A 16,827-nucleotide genomic window follows, 5' to 3' on the forward strand; every position below is an offset into this window, starting at 1 on the left:
CGTTGCGGGAGCCGTCTGTCATCAGAAGCTGACTTTCACGCCGGCAATGGCGCTGGTATCGCTGTAGCTGTGGCTGCTCAGCTGCTGCGCCACGCCGCCCCACAGGTTAACGTTCGCATTGAGCGTGGCGTCCACGCCCAGCTTCAGCTCACCGGCGTTGCGCGTGCCGGCCTGATGGATGGTAACGCCGTTCATCGAGGTGCCCAGCGCGCGGGTGTTGTGCACCCAACTGGCCTCCACGTACGGCTCCACGCTGCGGCCCTGGTCCAGCGCGGAGCGCAGCGAGGCGCGCACGCCGACGTGGCTCTGCAGGTTATTTTCACCGGTGCCGCGCACGCGGGTGCCGTTACTTTCCGTCAGGTCATCACCCTTCACGCCCTGCCAGTTCAGCATTGCCTGCGGGCGCAGCCAGAAGCCGGTCGATTCGGTGATTTTTGCCACTTCAGCGCTGTAGCCGCCCGCAAGCGACGCCAGGATACCCTTCGACCTGTAGGACTCCTCGCCGATGTCCTCGCCCTTGATGCTGTTGTCGAACCAGCTGTAGCTCAGCGTGCTGTCGATAAACGCACCGCTGCGCGCCGCCGCGTTCTGCTGCCAGGTACCGTAAATGCCCAGATTGTAGCCGTGTACCTGGCCGCGCGACTGGTAGCCGCTCACCGCCGAGCGCGATTTGCTCTGCGCGTTGCCGTAGCCGGCCATCGCGCCGAGGCGCAGGCTGTCGCTGCCGGTCAGCGTGCCGGTCGCCAGGTCGCCGCCCAGCTGCAGCGCGTAGCGGTTGGTGTCGGTTTTCAACTGGCCGCTGCTGTCTTTCTGGTGGTTGTGGCCGCCGCTGTTGCGCAGCCACAGGCGGGTATGCTGCTGCTGGCCGTTCGCGTCCGTGTACTGCGTGACGCCCGGGCGGTCGTCCATGCTGGTGGCGAACAGGGTGTTGGCCGCCGCGAGGTTGGCGCTGTAGTTCGCCGCTTCCGGACGCACGATCATGTTGTGCAACTCCGCCGGCGGCGCGATGATGTCACCGCCGGTGCCTTCGCCCGGCGGAGTCAGCGGATCGGTGTTAACCGGATCGGTTTCGCTGCCGTTTTTGTCGCTCACCAGATACCAGTTGTGGCTGTCAGCGCCGCTGCCTTTTACCAGGTCATAATCGTAGGCGCCGGCCACGATGCGGCCCTTCTTGCGGAAGTCGCCGTTGACCGCGCCGTCCACCTGAATCAGCTGCAGACCCTGAATAGTCTGCGCGCCGCTGCCGCCGGCGTTGTTCACCGCCACTTCGGTGTTGCCACTGACGTCGCCCAGCACGTGCAGCCGGTCGGTGGCCGAGGTGTCGCCGCCCAGCGCCGCGTTCATTACCAGCGTGGCGTTATCCGCCGTATAGTTGCCGTTGACGGTCAGCACCGTGAAGTTCGCGGTGTTGTGCGCCACGTTGATCACGCTGTTGTTTGCGGTCAGCGCATCGACGCTGCTGTTGTCCATGATGTTCCACTGGCTGTTGTCGCTGAGCGTCAGCGTCTGCAGGCCGCTGGACGCGCCGGTCCACACCGAGCTGCCGCTCAGGTTGATCTGGCTGTCATGCGTCTGGCTGCGGTCGATGTCCACGTCACCGATGAACAGCGAGTGGTTGCTGCCGTTCAGGACCACCGAGCCGGCGGTCGCACCTTCGGTGGTGCTGTAGCCGGTTTTCAGCAGCGTGCTGCCGCTCAGCAGCGAGTTGTCGGCGTCGATGTTCATGTCGGTGCCGGTCAGCACGTTGACGGCGGTGCCGTCGGTCGCGGTGATGGCGGTATTCGCCAGTTTAATATCCGCCAGCGTGGCCTGCCGTTTGGAGACAATGCCGGTGGCGTTTTCGCCGGATACATTCATATCGGAATCGCTCAGGGAAAGCGTATTTCGTATATCCGGAGAATATAAATTCAGCACGTTGATGGCCGCGTTAAACCCTTCAGCATCCGTGCCGCTTTTTTCAATGGTAATTTTATTACCATTAAATGTGCCGCCATCCTGCAATTCGATACCGTAACCGCTGCTGCGCGCATCCACACTGACATTATCGCTCCTTAACGTACCGCCAAACCCCGCTGCCAGTGCTGAGTTTCTGGCGTCGTTGAAAATCCCGACATTTTTAAGGCTGATTGTGCTGTCAGATGCGGCATAAACTGCGTTTCCGGCATTCTGCCCCATTACGATTTGGCTGTCGGACAGATTAAGAACTGTCCCTTCTCCCGTTGCGTATATGCCCATTCCATTGCCCGTAAGCTCAATCACGGTATTGCTGGCATTAAGCGTTGATTTTCCGTCCGCCTTCAGGCCATTTGCCCCATAGCCACTGGTTGCAATCGTGCTGCCTTCAATCTGCAAAAGTGAGCCTTCATCAGTGACATAAACCCCGTTGGCATAATCACCTGTGGTACTTAATTTTGTTCCTGAAACGTTCAGCTTTGCACCGCTCGCGGCATATGCACCATAAGCATTGTATCCAGAAGTTGTCATCATGCTGTCTGCCAGCGTCAACTCCGTGCCGGCACTGTCAGCGTAAACACCATAAGACTGGTCGCCACGGGTACTGACCTGTACGTTGCTGGCATTTAAGGTTGAAGCGCTGCCGGCATACAGACCAAAAGCACTTGCGCCGATGGTTTCGAACGTACTGTTATCCAGTTTCACTTCCGTACCGGCATTGTTGGCGGTCACGCCATTCGACTGGTTACCGCTGGTGGACACCTGCACGCCGCTGGCGCTGAGCTTACCGCCGGAAGCTGCCGCCAGGCCATAGGCTTTGGTGCCGCTGGTTGTCACTGTTCCACCTTCCAGAGTGACCTCTGTGCTGGTCAGGTTGCTAAAAACACCCGATGAATCGTTACCCTGGGTAATCACGGTCACATCGCTGGCAATAAGCTTGCCGCCTGAGCCCGCCACCAGACCATAAGTCTTAGTACCACTGGTGGTGACGCTGCCGCCGGTTAAATCGATGAGCGAGCCGGTACCGCGGGAATAGACACCGTAGGCACCGTCGCCGTTTGTAACATAGTCTGCGTTCAGGCTGTTAATGATCCCGGCCGAAGAGGCATAGGCGCCGTAGGCGGTCTTTCCGGTCGTTTCCACGCGGGTGCTATCAAGTTTCAATGTACCGGTCAGGCTGGCGACCACGCCGTAGCCGCCGGTGCCGGTGGTTTGCACGCTGCCCCGTGTCATCTCAGTGACAGAGGATGCAAGAGTGGAGAAAACACCGTAGCCGTCAGTGCCATCGGTCAGCACTGTGACATCCGTGGCACTGGCCTTTGCTCCGTTCTCAACCAGCAGCCCATGATGATCTTTGCCCGTCGCCTGCAGCGTCTGGTTGCTCAGATTCAGGGTTTCTTCCGGGCCGGTTGCGGTGGCACCGTTTGCCGCCAGCGCCGCCGGTGAAGCGGCCAGCAGCAGCGCTGAACCGAGCGCGCCGCTGATGAATGAAGCTTTATTTGCCGTTTTTCCTGAACGCGATGATTTCACTTTACCGCGCGCCAGTTCCGAGGCCACGACATAACATTGCTGGGCATAATTCCAGATAACACGATAATTTTTGTTCATGTTTTTTCCTGATTCAGGTTATGTCGTTCCACCAGCGGAATGACCTAACGGGTAAAACAGCCGCACTGCAACAGGTTATTTTTCTGTCGCATCGCGCTGAGAAATGATTAAAACAACCGGATTTGGCTGAATTCTAACGCTGAGGCCGGCGTTATCTGTTCTAAGACCTGTCTCAAAACTTCCTTTGGGGATTAAATAAAAACACTGCGACACGCCGTAGGCTAAGGACTACAGTTCACTAAACCGATAAATTTAAATGAGTTAAAAACAATGCATCAGCAAAAATCTGGCCAAGAGAGAATAAGCACAAATTCTTCCCGCGCAAGACACAATGCTGGGCAGTTAATTTTACGTTTATTAAATCGATCAGAATTTAATACGCACGCGACGCAACCTAAATGCAATAAAAACAGCGAAGCTTTTAATCACACTATTTACTTGTTAGCGAAAATTTTAACCAACCCATAACACCCATCCATCAGATGGCAAGACACAAGCCATTGAAATAAAATAAATAAATACGCAGCCGACATTTAATGCTTAAACCAGGACAGATTGACAAACATTTAATCTTTAGCGCTTAAGTTCGGGTAACTGACGTCGTTTATCTCTTGTGAATAATCTTTGTGCTATGCAGAAAAGTCGCAGTGCAAATTGAAACGTTGTAAATAAGACAATCAGAAGCCAGCTGTAAGATATGGACTACATTTAAAAATAAATGCCTGCAAACAGAATGGTCTTGAGTTGATTAAGATGCCGTTATATAAGTGTGCTTTTGAACGAGCGTGTTCAGATTAATTAAGAGAAAGGCAGTGCGTATGGCTAACTTTGTTATTGTGGATGATCATCCTATTGTGCGCGTGGCGATACGACTGGTGCTGGAAAATGCCGGACATCGTGTTTCAGCAGAGGCTGGCGACGGCGACAATATATTTAGTCTGGTCAAAGAGAAAGGTGCCGATGCGGCAATTATTGATATTGATCTGCCCGGCATTGGTGGTATTGAAGCGGTTAAAAACCTACGCACCGCCGGATCATTAATCCCGGTGATTGTGATGAGCGGAAAAAACGCGGAATTTTACGCTTACGAGAGTAAAAAAGCCGGTGCCAATGGCTTTATCAGCAAAAAAAACAACCTCAATGATCTGACCCACGCCGTCGACGCGGTGCTGTCCGGCTATGGTTTTTTCCCGCTGCGCCTGAGTCACCAGGCGGAGGGCGATCAACTGGTGCAGGACAGCGACAAATTGCTGCTGCTGTCGCATCGCGAATATGAAGTGCTGCGCTACCTCGGTGAAGGCACCGAGATTGTCAAAATTGCCAACCGCATGAAGCTCAGCAATAAAACGGTCAGTACCTATAAAGCCAGACTGATGGAAAAGTTATCGCTGAAAAATCAAAAGGATTTACTCGATTTCACCCGCCGGAACCAGATTAACTGATGCGACTTTTTTTCCTGTGCGCGCTGTGCTGCGCGCTGCTGCTGGTCGCCCCACTGCGCGCGGCGGTGCAGCAGCTTAACTATCAGCCTAACGATTTGCCGGCGATGCCCGCGCCGATGCTCAATGACAGCGACTGGCACTGGCTGGGGCAAAAGCGCGACAGCGTGATTGGCATCTATGGGCCGGATCGGCCACCGATGCTGCGCACCAATCCTGAGGGCAGAGTGTTTGGCTACATTCCCGATGCGGCTTACGCTGCGCTGCACAGCCTGGGTATCAGTTTTCGCGTCAAACATTACGACACCGCGCCCGAAGCCTTTGCCGCGCTGGCGCGCGAAGAGCTGGATATGATATTTGTGCCGGCCGGTGAGGCGGTGCCGGCGCATGTTAACGACACCATCAGCGTAACCGCACTGAAAGCCAGTCCGGTTCGGGTGGTGCGCAGCAGCAGTAACCCGCTGGCTGGTCAGGAGTTTTTACCCGGTCCGGCGATAACCTCTCCCTACAGCCAGCTGCCGCAGGTCGCGATGGGCACGCTGCCCTATGCCGATGTGCCGGCGGTGGAAGCCTATTACCTGATTGAACGCAACTATCTGAATACGCTAACCATCGATCACATTCTGCCCGATCTCAGTTCGCCGTATCGCTTTGTGGTCAACAGTAAAGAACACGTGCTGGCACGGGCGATGCGCATTGCGTTTGACGCCCTGCAGCGCCACGCGGCCGGTGAGATCATCGCCGCACGCTGGGATATCGCTAATATCACGCGCTTTGTCACCACGCCGCTGGCGCTGACGCCCACCGAGCAGGCCTGGCTACAGACGCACAGCCAAATCAACATGGCGGTCACAGACCTGGTGGCACCGTTCTTTATCAAAAACGCGCAGGGCGAAATCACCGGCATTGTGCCGGAGTTGCTCAACCTGATTGAAATGCGCACCGGGCTAAGCTTCAACTTTGTTGAGATCAGCGACAGTCGCGATCTGACCGCGCGGATGAAACGCGGCGATGTCACGATTGCCGCACCGCTGATCTGGAGCCAGCAGCGCAGCCGCGACTTTTTGATGACCACACCATTTATGTTCACGCCGGAAGTGCTGGTGACCAACACGGCCGCGCAGGATGCACCGCCAAAACGCGCCGCGCTTGTACGCGAGCAGGATGCCTCCCACTGGTTTCTGAAAAAATATCCTGATGTGTCAGTCAATTATGTTGGCAATCCCAGCCTGGCGATGCAGTGGGTGGCGGATGGGCAAACCGACGCCACCATTAATACGCTGGTGGGCGCGCGCTATCTCTCTGAAGGTCTGTATCCCGGCAAACTGCGCTTAACTGAGCTGAAACCGGCGCTGGAAGCGGCTATCGCCTTTGGCGTCAGCCGCAGCGAGCCGGAGCTGCAGGACATCATGAACAAAGCGCTGGCCGCCATTCCGGCCGGCATGATGACCGATGTATTAACCCACTGGCAGGCCACGCCCGCCGCGCATTTCGACACCTGGAAGCTGTACCGTAAAGAGTTTTATGTCGGCGCGCTGGGCGCAGCCACTATCATCGCCGTCACCTTTGTCTGGGCGGTGCTGCTGATGCGGCAGGTCAAACGGACGCGCCGCACCAAAGCGCTGCTGCGCCAGGAAATTCAGCTGCGCGATCGCCTGATCAATGGTCCGCCGCGGCCGTTTTATGTGGCCTCGCTGGATGGGATGATCGTGCACACCAATCCGGCGTTTACCCAGTTTTTCACCCCGGAAGAGCAAACCCATCTGGGCTATTCGCTGTATGACTGTCGACATCCGCTGTATCACGTGTGGCAGCAGATCGACAAAAACATCCAGCCCGGCGACATTCCTGAAGAAGCAGAATTTGTTATTGATGACGGGCGGCAGAAGCGCCATATCCGTCACTGGATGACCTCGTACACCGGCGATGAAGTCGGCAGCGGCGGGCTGATTTGCGGCTGGCAGGACGTCACCGACTACCTGCAATTGCTGGAAGATCTTTCGCTGGCGCGCGAAGCCACCGAGCTGGCCAGCCAGAGCAAAAGCGACTTCCTCGCCACCATGAGCCATGAAATTCGCACGCCGCTCAGCGCGGTGATTGGCCTGCTGGAACTGCAGACGCAGGAAGGCCGCGCCGATACCGAACTGATCCGCGTGGCGCACGAAGCGGCGGTCAGCCTGATGGATATCGTCGGCGACATTCTCGATATGGCGAAAATTGAGTCCGGCCGCATGACGCTGCAGCCGCAGTGGGTCAGCCTGCATGCGCTGGTGCGTCCGGTGATCTGTGCCTTCGACGGCCTGGCGCGGCAAAAAGGCATCAACCTGAACCTGATGCTGCCGGTCGGCGATGACGATCTGTTTTGCGATGCCAGCCGCGTACGCCAGGTGCTGTCTAACCTGGTCGGTAACGCCGTCAAGTTCACCGATCAGGGTGAAGTGAAGGTGACGGTGGGTCTGACGCCGCTGGAAAGTCATACCGAGCTGCGGATTCAGGTAGCCGATACCGGACGCGGCATCGATAAAGCGGCGCAAAATGCGCTGTTCCGCCCGTTCGAACAGGCGGGCCTGTCGGATAACGCTGGCACCGGGCTGGGCCTGTTTATCTGCCAGGAGATCACCCGCCTGATGGGCGGCAGCATCGAACTGGAGAGCGAACCCGGCGTCGGCACCGTACTGAACGTCGCCGTGCCGGTCAGCGTGCGTGATATCGCTACCCCGCTGCCGTCTCCGGTCGCAGAACCGTTGCCCGCTGCGCCGCAGGTCGCGCTAAATGTGCTGATCATTGACGATCATCCGGCCAACCGCCTGCTGATTTCGCGTCAGCTGACGCTGTTAGGTCATAGTTTCCGCGAAGCGAACAACGGTGAAGAAGGCCTGGCGCAGTGGCGGCAGCAGAAGCCGGATGTGATCATTACCGATTGCAATATGCCGGTGATGAACGGTCTGGATATGACGCGCAACATCCGCCGGGAAGACAAGAGCACCTACATCATCGGCATTACCGCCAACGCGCAGCAGTCCGAGCGTCAGCGCTGCCTCGAAGCGGGCATGAACGAATGCGTGTTCCGGCCGGTTAAGCTGGCGCAGTTAACCACGATTCTTAGCCAGATTCACAGCGCCAGCGCGCTGTTGGTCGGTGATGATTTTTCTGACTGGGTGGATATCGCCGAAATCGAGAAATATATGCCCAACAGCCCCGGCGCGATCGCGGATTTTCTCGACATCGTGATTAATGAAGCACGCACCGATCTGACGCAGGCGATTGACGTGGTGCAAAGCGGCGATCTCGCGACTGCCGCCAGCCTGTTTCATCGCATCACCGGATCGCTGCGCGTCACCGGCATCCGTCAGCTGACGGAGCAGTGCGAAATGCTGGAAGAGCTGGCGGAAATGCAGGAAGACAGGGAAATTATCATGCTGCATTTACGGGAAGCGCTAACGCTGGTAGACAGGATGGAAGCCTCGTTGCGTCAGCAAACCACACCCGTCCAGGCCGGCACGCTCTGATGCGCGCCGTCAGGCATTTTTGATCAGCTTATGCAGCAGCGGATGAGTAATCTGCTCAAACATCCCGGCATTATTAAATGCCCGCGCCGCCAGCATCGCACCGTGCACGCTGGCCATCAGCGTTTTGGCTTCGTTTTCAGCGCTGTCGCTGAGCTGGAAAACGCCGCTGGCGGCGCCTTTGCTCAGCTGGCGCGCTAACCAGCCGGAGAGATCGCTGAAGTGTCCGCTGACTTCCGTGGCGACATCCGGCGGCAGCGTGGGCATTTCCGCCGCCAGCATCGCGCAGATGCAGAAAGGCGAAGTTCCCTCTTTAATGCAGTGCGCCCAGTAATCGACGTAGGCCTTCACTTCGTTCAGCGGATCGTTGATCTGTTCATCCATCGCCTGCATGCCCGCCTGCGCCTCAGCACGATATTCCTCCACCACCGCTTTCACCAAATCGGCTTTGCCGGGAAAATGGTGGTGAATGCTGGCCTTGCGGATATCCACCTGGGCGGCAATATCGGCATAGCTAAAGCTTTTATAGCCGCCGGCAGTGAGCAACTGGCGGGTGCAGGCCATGATTTCGCGGGCTTTAGAGGAACGGGCAGTCATAACGCAATCCGGTAGAACAACAGAGATCGGTCAACCTACTGGCAGGCAGGGAAGAAGTCAAGCCAGCGGCCTGACGCGCAGCGCGCACTTTTTTCATTTTTTCAGCAATATTTTCGTCGCTGATTCGTCTACCTCATCACCAACCCTGTTTATTACCGTAATGAGGAACCCCAATGAGAGATTTTGACAGGCATCAGCATTCACGTAGTCACCGCTTTGGTCATCACCGCATGGCGAAACCGCTGCTGCTCGGCGTGGTGCTGTTTGCTGCCCTTGGCCTGCTGGTGATGTCGCTGTGGAATGCGCTGCTGCCGGAACTGACCGGCGTAAAAAGTATTGGCTTCTGGCAGGCGCTGGGGCTGCTGGTGCTGTGTCGCATCCTGTTCGGCGGGCTGGGCTTCCATCCCGGTATGTTTGGCATGGCGCGTCGCCGCATGCATGAACGCTGGATGCAGATGACGCCGGAGCAGCGTGAAGCCTTTATGCAGCAGCGGCGCGAGCGGTTTGGCGGCCGTGGTCATCATGGCGGACGCTGTGACTGGCACGATCGCCGCAGCCAGTGTGACGATCCGCGCCCGCCCGCGGACGATGCGACCACCAAATCCCCGGATGCAGAGTAAACGGCATGGCGCAGGACTCGCGGCTGCTGGCGGCCCTCAGCGCCTGCCGCACTAAGCTCAGCGCCTTTATTCGCGGCCGCAGCGAGCGGCACGATGAGGCCGAAGATATCCTGCAGGAGATCAGCTGGAAACTGCTGCAGGTGGAACAGCCGGTGGAGAACGTCAGCGCCTGGCTGTTTCGCGCCGCGCGCAACGAGATTACCGATCGATCGCGGAAAAAACGCGAACTCTCGCTATTTAACGCCGCCGGAGACGAAGATTTTCCCGAGGATGAAATTGCCGAAACGCTGTTTGGCGTGGCGCAGACGCCGGAGGATGAGTATCTGAAGACGCTGCTGTGGGAAGAACTGGACGATGCGCTCGCGGAACTGCCTGCTGCGCAGCGCGAGGTATTTGAAAAGACCGAGCTGCTCGGCTTCAGCTATCAGGATCTGGCCGCCGAAAGCGGCGACAGCGTGCAGGCGCTGCTGTCGCGCAAACATAAAGCGGTTCTGTTTCTGCGCACCCGGCTGCGCAGCCTGTACGACGAACTCACGGCCTGACCTACGCGACCCGATAGCCAAACGGTCATCGGGTTGCGTGCTTTACCACCAGGCCGCGGTGGGCTGCGGCTGTAACAGATCAATGCCCTCGCCCAGCATCGGCAGACACAGTGCAACCTGATGCTCCGCCGCCAGCTGGACGATTTGGGTAAACGGATCGTCCCAGCGGTGAAAAGCTAAATCAAAAGCCGCGTTGTGAATCGGAAACAGCCAGCGTGCGTTGAGGTCCTGAAATGCGCGCAGCGTGTCCTGCGGCAGCATATGAATGTCGGCCCAGCGCGCATCGTAAGCGCCGTTTTCCAGAAACGCCGCATCAAACGGACCGTATTTCCGGCCAATCGCTTTGAAACCGTCGGAGTAACCGGAGTCACCGCCAAAAAACAGGCGGAACTGATCAGAAATCAGCGTCCACGAACACCACAACCGTTTGTTGCTGTCGAACAGGCCGCGTCCGGAAAAGTGCTGCGACGGCGTCGCGACAAAATGGATGCCGCCGATATCCCGCGACTGCCACCAGTCGAGCTGGATGACTTTCTCCGGCGCAACGCCCCACTTAATCAGCAAATCGCCGACGCCGAGCGGCGTGAGAAAGTGCTTCACCCGATCTTTCAGCTGCATGATGGTGTGGTAATCAAGATGATCGTAATGGTCGTGCGACAAAATAATGCCTTCGATCGGCGGCAGATCGGCCACGGAAATCGGCGCTGGCTGAAAGCGCTTTGGTCCCAGTCGCTTAAAGGGTGACGCGCGCTCGGCGAACACCGGATCGGTCAGCCAGAACTGGCCATTGAGCTTCAGCAACAGCGAAGAGTGGCCGAGGCGAAAGACGCTGTTGGGCGCGGCCTGTGCCAGCGCGGTGGCCGTGATGGGCTGCACCGGCAGCGCGGCCGGCGGCTGGGTATCTTTCGGTTTATTGAACAGGAAATCCCACAGCATTTTGCGGTAGTCGCCAAAGCTCAGCGACTGACGCGGCTGGACGTTGCGAAACTTTTTGCCATCAAACTGAGCGGAGTGCGGATACTCCCTGATTGCACCCCGGCAGAGGCTGGAACCCTTCAACATAGCGCGGATACCTCGAAAAAGAGAAAGCTGGCTGGCAGCAGCGGTAAACATCTGCGGCTACGTTAACCGTTTTATGCCGCGCGCGTCCTCACATTACGAGCCATCGCACAACCGGTAACGCAGAATTTCGCTGCCGGTGTGGCCCTCCTCTGGCGGATGACAGGGCGGCAGCAGGCAGGTAAAGTAGCGCTTTTGCATGATTTTACGAGGGAAAATGAACACGCTTTTCGTTTACGGCACGCTGCAGCCGGGCCAGTGCAATGCGCATATCCTGGAAAACATCGGCGGTGAGTGGCTGGCAGGGACGGTCGCCGGCACTTACTATGCCAACGGTTGGGGCGCGGCCGCCGATTTTCCCGGCATCGTACTGGATGAGCACGGCGCGCGCGTGCCGGGTTATCTGTTCATCTCGGACCGGCTGGCGCTGCACTGGCCGATGCTGGATGAGTTTGAAGATGGCTACGACCGGGTGCCGGTTGAGGTCACCACGACCGACGGCCAGCAGCGAACGGCGTGGATTTATCAGCTGCAGCCACAGCAGGACGTCGCGCGCTAACCTCGTACCTTGCCTAAACTGATCCTCACCGGACTGTGAGGAGAAGCCATGATCACCATTTGTACCGCCTGCGGCACGTCTTATCAGCAGCAGCAACCTGCCCTTACGCAGTGTCGCATTTGTCAGGATGAACGCCAGTTTGTGCCGCCCGGCGGGCAGCAGTGGATCGATCAGTCTGCGCTGCGCGCCTCGCATCAAAACCAGTGGCAACAGCTGGCGCCCGGGCTGCTCAGCCTGCAAACCGTACCGGATTTTGCCATCAACCAGCGCGCCTTTGTGCTGCAAACGCCGCACGGCAATATCCTGTGGGATTGCATCGCGCATCTGGATGACGCCACCGTCACGCTGCTGCGTGCGCTCGGCGGCCTGCACGCCATCGCCATCTCCCATCCCCACTATTACAGCACCATGCAGGACTGGGCTGACGCGTTCGACGCGCCGGTGTATCTGCACGCCAGCGACAGCGAGTGGATCATGCGCGCATCGCCTCGTCTGCAGCTCTGGCACGGCGACAGCTGTGATCTGCTGCCGGGCGTGCGGCTGTTACGTCTGGGTGGCCACTTTGCCGGCGGCACGGTGCTGCACTGGGCGCACGACGATGGCGTGCTGCTGAGCGGCGATATTTTGCAGGTAACGCCCGGTGCCAGTGCGGTTTCTTTTATGTGGAGCTATCCCAATATGTTACCGCTGGCCGGCGCCACGGTGACAGCCATGCTGCAGCGGTTGCAGGGCGTGAAGTTTACGCGCCTGTACGGCGCGTTTGCCGGCCGCGAAATTCTCGCGCGTGCCGATGAGGCGGTGCAGCAGTCGGGCCGCCGCTATCTGGCCTGTCTGCAGCATCCACAGCCGTAACGCTTACACAGGCGCGCTGGATAAATACCAGGCGATCGCACCGCGCACGGATGTACAGACGTCTGGACGTATACTATAGTCGGTTTCCTGCAAACATAAGGAAACCTGCAAACAATGAAAAAAACATGGCTTACCGCCCTGCTGGCGGCCTCTGTCACCCTGCTCAGCGCCTGTGACAACCACAACGACAACAAAATCAAAGTGGCGATCAATACCGGACCGGATGAGGCGCTGTGGCAGACCGTGAAGCAGGTGGCACACGATAAATATCAGCTCGATGTTGATGTAGTGGCGTTTAACGATTACGTGCAGCCGAACGAAGCGCTGTTCAATAAAGATGTGGACGCCAACGCGTTCCAGAGCCTGCCTTATCTGGAGATGCAGTCCAAAGAGCGCGGATATAAATTTGCCGTCGTAACCAATACCTTCGTGTTCCCGATTGCCGGTTATTCACGCAAGATTAAATCACTGCAGGATCTGCCGGATGGCGCTACCGTGACCGTGTCTAACGAAGCGACCACTCTGGGGCGTAGCCTGCTGCTGTTGCAGGCGCAGGGCCTGCTGAAGGTGAAACCCGAAGCCGGTCTGCTGCCGACCACGCTGGATATTACCGATAACCCGAAAAAGCTGAAGATTGTGGAAGTGGATACGCCGCAGCTGGCGCGCACGCTGGACGATCCGCAGGTTTATCTGTCGATCATTAATAATAACTTTGCCGCGCTGGTGAATTTATCCGCCTCGCGTGACGGGATGTTTATGGAAGGCAAAGCGTCGCCATACGTTAATGCGATTGTGGCGCGCGAAGATAATAAAGACAGCCCGAACGTGCAGAAGCTGAAAGAAGCGTTCCAGTCCCAGCCGGTGCTGGATAAAGCCAACGAGATTTATAAAGGCGATATTATTAAGGGTTGGTAAGGATTACCTGCCTGTTAATGCAGGCAGGAACAGGATTACCGCACCCATCGTAACGGCGCAATTTATTGCGCATTCGGGCAGTTGTGCGGTGTTTCACTCAGCGCGATAAATCGCGCCGCTACAATGTGTGCAGGATGGTGGTGCCGAAATACAATGCCGCACGGATCGTAGCGGCGCAATTTATTGCGCATTCGGGCAGTTGTGCGGTGTTTCACTCAGCGCGATAAATCGCGCCGCTACAATGTGTGCAGGATAGTGGTGCCGAAATATAATGCCGTACGGATCGTAGCGGCGCAATTCATTGCGCATTCCGGCAACTGTGAAATGTTCAACTTAGCGCGATAAATGGCGCCGCTACATATTGTGCGGTCGGAGGGTACGGATATAATTTTTGGTACAAAGTCTTAGCATCGCTATTTCCTGCATTTTTAATCATCTCGCTACCTGCACTCCCCCATCCCATTTCTGCCAGCCAGCCCGCTTCTGCTGCTGTCTAAATCGTCTACACTTCAGGTTGAAAAAGGCGCAGCGGTGTAAAAATCGCGTAAAAATTTGGCCGATTGGTATAAAAATCGCGTACAAAAAAACGCCAACCCCTACCGATTACGCCGCTGAAACGCTATCTTCGCCAGCATAAAAGTGGGTGATTGCGACACGCCAGTGCGGTTGATGGCGCTCGCCCTTTCTCCCTGAAAAAACAGGAAATGTATGAGTCAATCAGAGAAACAGTCTCTGCCTGCTGGCATGCTGGCCGCCGCCGGCATCGTGTTTGGTGATATCGGTACCAGCCCGCTGTATACCCTGAAAGAGTGTCTGTCGATTTTGCCGGACGGCGCGCCGTCGGCGCTGGCGGTGATGGGCTTTCTGTCGCTGATCTTTTGGGCGCTGACGCTCATCGTCACGCTGAAATATGTCTGCTTCGTGATGCGCGCCGACCACGACGGCGAAGGCGGCATACTCACCCTGATGTCGCTGGCACGCCGCAACGTTGGCCGCAAAGCCGGTCATATCATCGTGCTGGCCGGTCTGATTGGCGGCGCATTTTTCTATGGGGATGGCGTGATCACCCCAGCCATCTCGGTGCTGTCGGCCATCGAAGGAATTCAGGTGGTCTCGCCCGGGCTGGAGAAATATGTGGTGCCGCTGGCGCTCACCATTCTCGCGCTGCTGTTCATTATCCAGAAACACGGCACGGAAAAGGTCAGCCGGGTGTTTGGCCCGGTGATGTTTGTCTGGTTTGTGGCCATCGGCGCACTTGGTATACGCGGTATTCTGCTCAACCCGGAAGTGCTGCACGCGCTCAGTCCGTCCTATGCGCTGACCTTCCTGCTCAGCCACAAAGCGCTCTCGCTCGCGGCAATGGGCATGGTGGTGCTGGCGGTGACCGGCGCGGAAGCGCTGTATGCGGATATGGGCCACCTGGGCAAAGCGCCGATTCGTCTCGCCTGGCTGGTGATCGCCATGCCGGCGCTGATACTGAATTACTTCGGCCAGGGCGCGCTGGTGATCGCCGATGCGCAGGCGCTGAACAATCCGTTCTTTAATCTCGCTCCCGGCTGGGCGCAGATTCCGCTGATTGTGCTGTCAACGCTGGCCACGGTCATCGCGGCGCAGGCGGTGATTTCCGGCGTCTATACCCTGACGCATCAGGCCATTCGCCAGGGCTTTTTACCGCCGATGCGCATCATTTTTACTTCGCATACCGAGTCCGGGCAGATTTACATTCCGGTGGTTAACTGGCTGCTGTTCACCGCCGTGATGCTGATTGTGCTGGCTTTCCGTCAGTCGTCGGCGTTGTCCTCGGCGTACGGCATCGTAGTGACCGGCACCATGGTGATCACTGCCTGTCTGGCGGGCGTGGTGGCGCTGCGTAACTGGCGCTGGCCGCTGCCGCTGGCGCTATTGTTCCTGCTGTGTATGCTGGTGGTCGACGTGCCGCTGTTCATCGCCAACCTGATGAAGCTGCTGTCCGGCGGCTGGGTGCCGGTGCTGCTGGCGCTGACCATGATGGGATTGATGCTGATCTGGAGCAGCGAGCGTAACCGTCTGATTCGCCGCTTAAATAACGATCAGGATGGTTTGCTGGCGCTGGTGAAATCGCTGGAGAGCAATCCGCCGAACCGCGTCGAGGGCACCGCCATCTTCCTCGCGCGCAAGGAGTTTGAAATTCCCCAGGCGCTGTTGCACAACCTCAAGCACAACCGCGTGCTGCACCGCCGCGTGGTGCTGTTGCATATCCGCACCACTGACACGCCGCGCGTCTATAACCAGCAGCGCATCAGCATTACGCAATTGTCGCCGTCGTTCTGGCAGGTCACTGCTGCCTACGGCTGGCGTGAAGTGCCGTCGATGGCCGAGATTCTGCATCTGTGCGGACTGGAAGGTTTTGGCTGCACGGTAAATGAAGCGTCATTTTTTACCGCGCACGATACGCTGGTGATGAAAAAACGCCGCGGTCTGGCGCGGGTGCGCGGCGGGATTTTTCACTTCTGCCAGCGCAACGCGCTGCGCGCCCATGAGCAATTTCATATTCCGCCCAATCGGGTGATCGAACTGGGCGGCCAGCGCGAATTTTAAGCCGCAGGGCCACGGATGGCCGGATTTGCCCGAACATGACGCACTGACTTTTTAATGGCAAATGTAAGCAGATGAAAAAATATTAGCGAAACATTACCGGAGTTGTGGCGGAACTTTTCTTAACATCTGATTAGCAATTAAAGCTAAAACGCATAACCTCAAAAGGTGTTTATTAACCCTACCGGCATGATGATTCACCGTGCGCTTTGCCGGAATGTATAAACCAATAAACAACGATCTCAGGATCGGTTAATTCACTTCCGGCTCTGTTGTTATTTTTGAGGAGTAAGACCATGAAAGCGTTAATTAACGATGTGATTTCCATTTTTACGCCGCAAAATGTTAAACCGGTTTTAATTCGCGCCGATTTGACGCACCGCGAATTATCCTCAATCCATCCGGCGGGTGTGACCTCAGTAAGCTGGGCCACGTCAATGGAAGAGTTAACAGACGCCATTGTGAAAAAAGCCCAGGCGGCCGGCGCCGTCGGTTATCACATCACCGACGTTGAATCACATGAGCCGGGCCACGACGGCCAGCACGTGATGGCCGCCACTGCCACGCTGTATCACATCAATGACAAGGTGGATTACGGCTGAT

12 protein-coding genes are annotated in these 16,827 nt (G+C 57.2%); 9 read left to right on the forward strand and 3 right to left on the reverse strand.

Translation table 11 applies throughout. The features are described from left to right. Positions 1-21: 21 nt before the first annotated feature. Positions 22-3,561 carry an autotransporter outer membrane beta-barrel domain-containing protein gene (locus CBW22_RS19650; protein WP_088517633.1) on the reverse strand — a complete coding sequence of 1,180 codons (3,540 nt, stop codon included), beginning with the start codon at positions 3,559-3,561 and terminating at the stop codon, positions 22-24. 818 nt (positions 3,562-4,379) lie between these two features. Between CBW22_RS19650 and CBW22_RS19655 the strand changes: the two genes are divergently transcribed. Then, positions 4,380-5,003, forward strand: coding sequence for a response regulator (locus CBW22_RS19655; protein WP_058758781.1), 624 nt, complete (start codon positions 4,380-4,382; stop codon positions 5,001-5,003). Beyond that, positions 5,003-8,509 carry a response regulator gene (locus CBW22_RS19660; protein WP_088517634.1) on the forward strand — a complete coding sequence of 1,169 codons (3,507 nt, stop codon included), beginning with the start codon at positions 5,003-5,005 and terminating at the stop codon, positions 8,507-8,509. Before CBW22_RS19655 ends, CBW22_RS19660 begins: the two co-directional genes overlap by 1 nt. A gap of 9 nt (positions 8,510-8,518) precedes the next feature. Here the strand turns inward: CBW22_RS19660 and CBW22_RS19665 are convergent, their stop codons facing one another. Continuing rightward, a complete protein-coding gene (locus CBW22_RS19665; protein ID WP_088517635.1) occupies positions 8,519-9,103 on the reverse strand; it encodes a TetR/AcrR family transcriptional regulator in 585 nt (194 codons plus the stop codon). Between the two features lie 173 nt (positions 9,104-9,276). Between CBW22_RS19665 and CBW22_RS19670 the strand changes: the two genes are divergently transcribed. Then, a complete protein-coding gene (locus tag CBW22_RS19670; RefSeq protein WP_088517636.1) occupies positions 9,277-9,723 on the forward strand; it encodes a hypothetical protein in 447 nt (148 codons plus the stop codon). Positions 9,724-9,728: 5 nt separating this feature from the next. After that, positions 9,729-10,265: an RNA polymerase sigma factor gene (locus CBW22_RS19675; protein ID WP_088517637.1), complete on the forward strand. Its 537-nt coding sequence runs from the start codon at positions 9,729-9,731 to the stop codon at positions 10,263-10,265. Positions 10,266-10,307: 42 nt separating this feature from the next. On the opposite strand, the gene CBW22_RS19680 is transcribed toward CBW22_RS19675, so the two are convergent. After that, entirely contained in the window at positions 10,308-11,327 is a 1,020-nt protein-coding gene (locus CBW22_RS19680) for an MBL fold metallo-hydrolase (RefSeq protein ID WP_088517638.1), read from the reverse strand. Between the two features lie 214 nt (positions 11,328-11,541). Between CBW22_RS19680 and CBW22_RS19685 the strand changes: the two genes are divergently transcribed. The 5 genes from CBW22_RS19685 (at position 11,542) to CBW22_RS19705 (ending at position 16,826) form a co-directional block, all read left to right on the forward strand. Next, positions 11,542-11,883 (forward strand): gamma-glutamylcyclotransferase family protein, encoded by a 342-nt coding sequence (locus tag CBW22_RS19685; protein WP_058770129.1) that lies wholly within the window; start codon positions 11,542-11,544, stop codon positions 11,881-11,883. Between the two features lie 48 nt (positions 11,884-11,931). Continuing rightward, complete coding sequence (locus CBW22_RS19690; protein WP_088517639.1) at positions 11,932-12,735, forward strand: MBL fold metallo-hydrolase; 804 nt, start codon at positions 11,932-11,934, stop codon at positions 12,733-12,735. A gap of 114 nt (positions 12,736-12,849) precedes the next feature. Further along, the gene (locus CBW22_RS19695; protein ID WP_021509481.1) at positions 12,850-13,650 is read left to right on the forward strand and encodes a MetQ/NlpA family ABC transporter substrate-binding protein; all 801 of its coding nucleotides are present in this window, start codon (positions 12,850-12,852) and stop codon (positions 13,648-13,650) included. A 708-nt stretch (positions 13,651-14,358) separates the two neighbouring features. Continuing rightward, on the forward strand, positions 14,359-16,227 hold the full coding sequence (gene kup, locus CBW22_RS19700; protein WP_058770127.1) for a low affinity potassium transporter Kup: 1,869 nt from the start codon (positions 14,359-14,361) through the stop codon (positions 16,225-16,227). Between the two features lie 293 nt (positions 16,228-16,520). Continuing rightward, positions 16,521-16,826, forward strand: coding sequence for a DUF1471 domain-containing protein (locus CBW22_RS19705; RefSeq protein WP_088517640.1), 306 nt, complete (start codon positions 16,521-16,523; stop codon positions 16,824-16,826). Position 16,827 lies beyond the last annotated feature (1 nt).

It is taken from the genome of Pantoea sp. VS1 (assembly GCF_002207995.1).
Taxonomy (GTDB): domain Bacteria; phylum Pseudomonadota; class Gammaproteobacteria; order Enterobacterales; family Enterobacteriaceae; genus Pantoea; species Pantoea dispersa.